Annotated in this window: 7 protein-coding genes and 5 pseudogenes; 5 read left to right on the top strand and 7 right to left on the bottom strand. The window is 50.4% G+C overall.

Translation table 11 applies throughout. The annotated features are described in order from the left end of the window. Window positions 1–118 precede the first annotated feature (118 nt). The 5 genes and pseudogenes from AS136_RS22415 to AS136_RS27400 form a co-directional block, all read right to left on the bottom strand. Window positions 119–1,498, bottom strand: coding sequence for an ISNCY family transposase (locus AS136_RS22415; RefSeq protein ID WP_223170086.1), 1,380 nt, complete (start codon window positions 1,496–1,498; stop codon window positions 119–121). Window positions 1,499–1,734: 236 nt separating this feature from the next. Next, the gene (locus AS136_RS22410) at window positions 1,735–2,217 is read right to left on the bottom strand and encodes a GNAT family N-acetyltransferase (protein ID WP_055323530.1); all 483 of its coding nucleotides are present in this window, start codon (window positions 2,215–2,217) and stop codon (window positions 1,735–1,737) included. After that, the gene (locus tag AS136_RS22405) at window positions 2,205–2,471 is read right to left on the bottom strand and encodes a type II toxin-antitoxin system TacA family antitoxin (RefSeq protein WP_003026799.1); all 267 of its coding nucleotides are present in this window, start codon (window positions 2,469–2,471) and stop codon (window positions 2,205–2,207) included. The genes AS136_RS22410 and AS136_RS22405 overlap by 13 nt, the downstream gene beginning before the upstream one ends. Before the next feature lie 150 nt (window positions 2,472–2,621). Next, window positions 2,622–2,924 (bottom strand): annotated as a pseudogene (locus tag AS136_RS27405) (transposase family protein); the annotation flags it as partial. Window positions 2,925–2,980: 56 nt separating this feature from the next. Next, window positions 2,981–3,109, bottom strand: a pseudogene (locus AS136_RS27400) (IS5/IS1182 family transposase); the annotation flags it as partial. Between the two features lies 1 nt (window position 3,110). Here AS136_RS27400 and AS136_RS22400 point away from each other — a divergent pair. The 4 genes and pseudogenes from AS136_RS22400 to AS136_RS29125 form a co-directional block, all read left to right on the top strand. Next, window positions 3,111–3,497: pseudogene (locus AS136_RS22400) on the top strand (recombinase family protein); the annotation flags it as partial. Window positions 3,498–3,686: 189 nt separating this feature from the next. After that, window positions 3,687–3,842: a hypothetical protein gene (locus AS136_RS28870; protein WP_162994842.1), complete on the top strand. Its 156-nt coding sequence runs from the start codon at window positions 3,687–3,689 to the stop codon at window positions 3,840–3,842. Between the two features lie 48 nt (window positions 3,843–3,890). Beyond that, window positions 3,891–4,883: a hypothetical protein gene (locus AS136_RS22395; protein WP_181401319.1), complete on the top strand. Its 993-nt coding sequence runs from the start codon at window positions 3,891–3,893 to the stop codon at window positions 4,881–4,883. A 56-nt stretch (window positions 4,884–4,939) separates the two neighbouring features. Next, window positions 4,940–5,071: pseudogene (locus tag AS136_RS29125) on the top strand (ISNCY family transposase); the annotation flags it as partial. A 231-nt stretch (window positions 5,072–5,302) separates the two neighbouring features. On the opposite strand, the gene AS136_RS29120 reads toward AS136_RS29125, so the two are convergent. Then, entirely contained in the window at window positions 5,303–5,515 is a 213-nt protein-coding gene (locus AS136_RS29120; RefSeq protein ID WP_055323531.1) for a hypothetical protein, read from the bottom strand. 72 nt (window positions 5,516–5,587) lie between these two features. Beyond that, a pseudogene (locus tag AS136_RS29115) lies at window positions 5,588–5,941 on the bottom strand (hypothetical protein); the annotation flags it as partial. Between the two features lie 246 nt (window positions 5,942–6,187). Between AS136_RS29115 and AS136_RS22380 the strand changes: the two are divergent. Next, entirely contained in the window at window positions 6,188–6,469 is a 282-nt protein-coding gene (locus AS136_RS22380; protein ID WP_055323533.1) for a hypothetical protein, read from the top strand. Window positions 6,470–6,564: the final 95 nt, after the last annotated feature.

The raw sequence follows: 6,564 nt of genomic DNA, 5'->3' as shown, positions 1-6,564 counted from the left end.
TCATCTTAGCATGAATCCTGTTCGAGTCACGATGTCCGCTGTTCGCTCAAAGCGGACCTTAAACTCTCTTGCATTGCAGCTCTATGAAGATGGGATTATGTCTGCCATCATCTCCATGTCATTTCCTTGTACCGAAAATCTCGTCAGAACGTGATTGTAATGTTTTCAGCGCATTGAGCATATCGTCTTCGTCCAGAGATCGCTGGGATTTCTTCTCTGTGGGTTTCCTGCTTCGGCGCGAGGGGCCATCTCCGGCAGGGAGAGCCTGTGAACGGTTATTGTCGCGTTTGTCCTGTATCAGTTTGATAAATTCAAGTGTACGCCCGAGGCGCTTGTTGTCCACGATAGCCCACTGGTCGATTTCCTGAAGGCGATCATAGGTGGAGTAGGGAAGGACAACCCCGTTTAGCCGGAGCTCTTTCCGGCCATCCGGGTAATGCCAGACCTCAATGTACTTGCCAATAGCCCTTCGGCTTAACTCATTGTCTTCAATCAGATAGAGCACTTTGTCATACTGCACCGTCAGGGATTTTGAAACACGGCGCGGTTCCCGCCATGTGAAAAATGCGGTCAGATCATCATCAGTTTCAAGTGGCCGGTGAACATCAAAGTTATGCCGGGGTGCTTTGCCAAAGCGCCGGTTGTAATCGGTCATAAACTCATCAGCAAAATCATTGGCTGCATCCACTGAGGAAATGCCCCTGAGCCGGAGCTCCTTTACCAGGCGATCCTGAAGCGTCAGATGGGCCCGTTCCACACGGCCTTTGGCTGAGCTGGTATTGGCGCAGATAGTCTGGATGTTCAGTTCGTGCATCGCACGGCCAAACTGGGTATAACCATCGCCACCGGTAGCGTTTTTATTGTTGATTCTGAAGACGCTGGCTTTATCGCTGTACAGCGCCAGGGGTTTGCCATGCTTCTCCAGATAGCCCCGCGTGGCTTCAAAATAGGTGAAAGTCGATTCCGATTTCACGAAACGGAGTTGCATCAGGCGGCTCGTCGCATCATCAACGTAGACCAGGGCAGTACAGGCAGGCGCACGGTTCTCGAACCAGTGATGGTCGCAACCATCAATCTGGATCAGTTCGCCGCAGCAAGCCCGGCGATAGCGTGGCTGCTGAATTTTTGGCGCACGTTGCTTGCGGGGAACCCAGAGCCCGGTTTTTATCATAAGCCGTCTGAGCGTTTCCTTACCAAGAACAATACCGTGATTTTCAGCGAGCTTTTCCCGCGCCAGTGTGGGGCCAAAATCGGCATAGCGTTCACGGATGATATTCAGGGCCTGATCAGTCAATGATGCGGGAAGCAGGCGATTTCCGGTGCGACCACGACTCTGGTTATTCATGCCCAGTGGCCCGGACTGACGATAACGTTTCAGCAGACGGCTGCAATGGCGCGGCGTGATACCGAGCATTTCGGCTGCCTGACCAGGACGCAGGTTGCGGTCGATGACATCCTGAAGGATTTTGAGGCGGTTGATTTCTTTCACGGTGAACATCCCGGTGTCATGTATAGCCACAGAAAACTCCTCATCAGGAAAAGCGAGTTGTTGACTAGGCATACAGGTCTAAGAACTATAGACTGGACATTCCTAATGAGCCACAAATAGACATTATCATTGAGCCCTTACAATCAAAGTGCGCATAACAAAGATTATGTTAAATATAAAAATAAATAACATAAAAATCAATATATTGAGACAGTAACCAACTACTTTCCCACTCCAGCAACCAGTCATGGAAGCTTTAGAAACAGAGTCCGCTCATGAGTTTGTGATACCTTAAATCCATGGTGAGCATAGAAACCTTTGGCTTGTTCAGTAAGCGCGTGAACCATTATCGCACGAACGCCAATGTTCTCAGCTACGCGATAACACCGTAGAACTGCATCGTGGAGTAAATCGGCGCCAACCCCTTTTCCGTGCAATGAGACATCTACCGCCAAGCGAGCGAGTATAATCACCGGTATAGGATCTGGCATATTACGCCGAAGACTACCTGTCGCTTCCGTATGGTTAACGCTACCGGTGGCCAGAGAGTAAAAACCAGCTACTTGCTTCGTACCCGTCTTGCAAACAACGAACGTTCGGGCAGCTCCAAGAGCCTGATTTTTTAAACCTCTCTGTTTTAGCCATTCATCGAGTACCATTTCTCCACTGACGAACTCTACCAGTTGATGGGCGCTGGATAACGGCTCGGGTGCAGTTACACATCCCACTGAGGTTTCCTTGCCAGTAGTTTATTAATGGCGGGCTCATCCTCGACTGGTGCATCGAGCATATCGATGAACTCTGCATATTGTTCGTCGTTAAAATTGAAAACACGGCGATCAAGGATCACGTTCTCCGCAGCCTTGCAGGCCATCTCCAGAATGAAGTCGGTTCGCGATTTATGAAGGATTTCTGCAGCGGCATCGATGAGTGCCCTCTGAGACTCTTTAGCTCTAAGGTTGAGTTGAACATCTGATTTCATACATACCTCTCTTGTATAGCAATTGATATACAAGAATAACACAACACCAATGTATAGCAAATGCTATACACCTCAAAGTGCCGATAATACATTTTATTTTATATGTCAATAACTTGCGATCTACCCCCGTTAATTAATACACCACGATTAGCGGCTTCCCGGTTCCGCCCACGGAACAGGCAGGGTCTGACAACCATGGTCCGGGCACATGATTCGGGGGACATCGGCTTCCACCAGGGTGGCGAACTGGCAGGTATCAAGGTGACGCCATTTACGATGTCGGTGATCATGTATGGAGCAAGACTTACCGCAGGTTGGACAGGTCAGGTGTGTGTGTTCCGCAATGCCGACAATGACCGTCACTGAACCAGATTGTTCATTAAGAAAAAGGGATTGTACCTGCCACGGTGCGGACAGGTTGAGGATATGGGCAAAGAGGGTTTTCTCGTCCATCATCTAAACACCAGATAGAATGAGTTATGTGCCCGTCCACCATGTACGGACATGTACAGCCAGAAAGTGAGGGAGCCACGGTTGATGAGGGCTTTGTTGTAGATGGGCCAGTTGGTGATTTTGAACTTTTGCTTTGCCACGGAACGGTCTGTGTTGTCGGGAGGATGCGTGATCTGATCCTTCAACGTTGATCGCCTGGGACGTGACGCAATGGACGTGCGAAAGACCGTGGAGCAGCTGGCAGCATCCGATATTCGCGTTCACTGCCTCGCGCTGGGTGGCGTGGATCTCACCATCGCGGCCGGCAAGATGACCATGCAGGTCATTTCGGCGGTGGCTGAGTTTGAAAAGGACCTGCTGATTGAACGCACGCATTCTGGCCTAGCAAGGACTAGGGCTGCTGGGAAACGATTTGGTCGGCCACCTGCGCTGAACCAGAAACTGCGGCAGGCAGCGCTTGAACGCCTGAAAGCAGGTGCCAGCATCAGCGCCATTGCCCGCGAGTTTGGGACCTCACGACAAACCATCATGCGCCTGCGTGGCGATGCAGTCAGCCCGGAGTTACCAGATTAACATCCACCCCGGCACAGTCCGCTGAAGGAATGGCAATTCCGTTCACCACATTTGCTAAGAGATCAGGACTTGCTTTTTAATCTGGAAGTACATCGAAGTTGCAACAATAGTACGCTATTGCGTGACGTAGATTCGTGACGTATAGTTACTGCAACTTATTTGTTTATAACCACCGTCAGGTACAAAATTATGTCTCCCGTACAAGCTAAACAAAAGCAGCATGAACGCTACGAAGCCGTAGCATTGCAGGTTTTGCGTGGTCGTGCCGGTTACAAACCTGCCGTGAAAAGCCGCTTCAGTAAGTCAGCTAGTAGCAAATTTTCTCATACTATCGCTTTTGCCTGATCCTGAACTTTGAGGCACAATAAATCATAATTCGCTCATGGTTTTTTTATGCCTGTTCAAGACGTTATTCCCCCCTATGAGCAGATGTACCTGCTAAATCAGCAGCTGATCTGCAACGCTGACCAGTTCAAACATGCTGTTATCACAGTTGGCGGTCAGGCTGTGCAATACTGGATATCCTATTATCATGCACAATACGGCGACAGATTGCCTGATGAGCGTCTCACCACATCTGTTGACTGCGACTACAGCGCCCGGAAAGATGATATTGCGGCTATAGCAAAAACGCTCAACGTTAAGACGTGGGAGAACAAAGACGGTCAGCCCCCATCCCTTGCGCAGTTTATGCTTATAGATCGGGATACACACGATATCAAACGGGATGATGGACGCTTATTTGCCGTACCGGATGCGCCTGACGAGCCAAATGTGGTGGATATTATCGACCGACCCGGAGGCTTTGACCGTTCTGATTTTCTGGGGGAAAAGCTTTACCTGTATACCGCCCCGTTTTATGTAGAAGCAACCGGCCCCGGCATGCCTGAAATGAATAAAAAGGTAAGGGTGTTGAACCCTGTCGCCTGTATGCGCTCGCGCTTTAGCAATCTGATTGCCTTGCGCCGTGATGCTGAAATTGAAATTGCGCGTATCAACGCGCTCAAGATCCCGTGTTATTTCTTTCTCATCGAACAGTTTGATGAACAGCCGTTCAAAGTTGCACGAGGAATCTTTGTCGATTTATGGTGGCTCGCGAATGACGAAAGCAGTCTGCGCCATCAGGCCTTCTGGCATAGCTGGCAGGGGCCGCTTCTTGAAGGTCAACAAAGTAACAACATCACTCTGATTGATGTGTTGGAAGGCGTACATGCATACCTGAAAGGGCATCTTGATGACTTTGAAATACCGGAAGCCTTTGTCACTAAAGAAGTACCGCTAAAGCTCGCACAGCTGCGTGAACGCTGGGAGCGTTACGTGGTACTCAATGCTGAATGGGCAGCAAGAGGGCGCAGGGGATTTGAACGTAATCCCCGTGATGATTAGCCTCCTTTGGGCTGAAAAATTTGCGCATGTGCAAATCACCGGAGCACACGCTAATAGGCCGTTCAGAATGTGAGCGTCAGGCCACTCTGAAAATTGCCCGTACCATGCTGCAGAATGGCATTGACCGTAATACCGTCATGAAAATGACCGATCTGACGGAAGATGACCTAGCGCAGATCCGACATTAATCCCCCTTTTCTGGCACTCCCTGTCTAACCATCAGCGTAAACTGGTGGGGCATCCGATTATCGATCAGAGTGTTCAGTCGGGTTTCATTGACTTTCATGGTTCAGCTCTTGTTCCTTGTCGTGGTTGGATACAGTCCCGGTTTTCATGCTCCGTGCCGGAGATCGTCAGTCAGTTTTTGCAGCGCGTGCCGGTCACGTCAGGATGAACGTGGCCTGCTGAAGACAATGGGCTCAGGGCCACTCTCCTGCTTCGGCGTCGTTCCACACCATCACCGTGGCCAGATGCTCCGCCACCTCCCGTCCCGTATAACCGGCCAGGATAGCCAGCGCCCGGTCGGCCACTTCACGCGACAGCGGACTGCGGAACCCGAATCCGTCCGTCATCAGGAGCCACTGCAGACGTTCAGTCCAGCTCTCGCCGGGTTTACGGACCGGCGAAAACACAATCTCCGTTACCTATTCGCGGTTGCAGTACAGCTGGCACTGCTCCTGTTCGTCCAGCAGGCTGTTCAGTTCGCGCCGGTCAGCTTCTTCCTGACTCATTTGTGGCCAGCGGATGCGGTGCCACTGCAGCTCCTGGACCTGGCCGGCGATAAACCCTGTGCGTGCCAGCAGGTCAGCCAGCGCGGCCTGCCTGATCTCCTCATTCAGGCCGTTTATCCCCTCCGCCTGCAGCGCGGCGTCCAGCTGGCGGTACCAGGCGCCGGTCTGGTCCGCCGGCGCGGTAACGTTCCGCGTGCCCTCCTCCGGCCTTGCACTCTCATTGATCTGCACCCGGGCCGCAATCCCCACATCGTGGCAGGCCTGCAACCAGGCGGCGGCCTGCAGGGGATCGCCCGCCAGGCGCGTAACCTGCCCGGCCGTGTTCCACTTCAAAAGCAAGAAACAACACTTTAGCAAATGAATATATTAAAATTATTTATTTCACAATCAAAGTCTAGTCCATTCTATAGCCTGTTTTTCTGGCTATACATAGCCTGTATAACGCGATTTCCAAATGATTTTTCTCGCGTGATGCTGCGATACCTATCTTGTTTTGAGCAACAAACTACTTAGAATGTGGATTGTAACATTTTGAAGCACAGCAATTTCTCACCCAGCCATACTGGAGGTTTTATGTCAGCTAAAGATGACTTTACAAAGAAAGTACAACAAGGCAGCATTAATATGGCAAATTTGGAGAATAAAGTTAAAAGCGATATTCAAAATTTCCGTGCGCCTCTTTATGAGTTGGTTAAGGAAATCGAAGAATGGCTACACAACACAGGTGTAAAGACTGATGTCACCGAAGCCACTTTTACGGATGAAAGTATAGATTTAGTCCCGGAAGTGAAACATCTCAGTAATTATAAAGCGAGCTTTGTCACAATTAAGAATGGTATGAAATCCGCTTCGTAAGTCCCGCTGGGCGTATATGGCGGCGATGCCGGTGGTTGGTGCCGGTTATCAGTCCAAAAGTCATATGACGTAGAAAGATTTCTTTTAAAGCTGAA

This window comes from Klebsiella sp. D5A, from assembly GCF_001620885.1.
GTDB classification, from domain to species: domain Bacteria; phylum Pseudomonadota; class Gammaproteobacteria; order Enterobacterales; family Enterobacteriaceae; genus Klebsiella; species Klebsiella variicola.
Note: the sequence above shows the minus strand (reverse complement) of the source record. Positions and strands in the feature narration are given on the sequence as shown.

Bases quoted from the DNA above. Each gene is read 5' to 3' on its own strand.
- AS136_RS22415 (WP_223170086.1), bottom strand. From the start codon at position 1,498: ATGTTCACCGTGAAAGAAATCAACCGCCTCAAAATCCTTCAGGATGTC.
- AS136_RS22395 (WP_181401319.1), top strand. From the start codon at position 3,891: ATGCCTGTTCAAGACGTTATTCCCCCCTATGAGCAGATGTACCTGCTA.
- AS136_RS22380 (WP_055323533.1), top strand. From the start codon at position 6,188: ATGTCAGCTAAAGATGACTTTACAAAGAAAGTACAACAAGGCAGCATT.
- AS136_RS28870 (WP_162994842.1), top strand. From the start codon at position 3,687: ATGTCTCCCGTACAAGCTAAACAAAAGCAGCATGAACGCTACGAAGCC.
- AS136_RS22405 (WP_003026799.1), bottom strand. From the start codon at position 2,471: ATGAAATCAGATGTTCAACTCAACCTTAGAGCTAAAGAGTCTCAGAGG.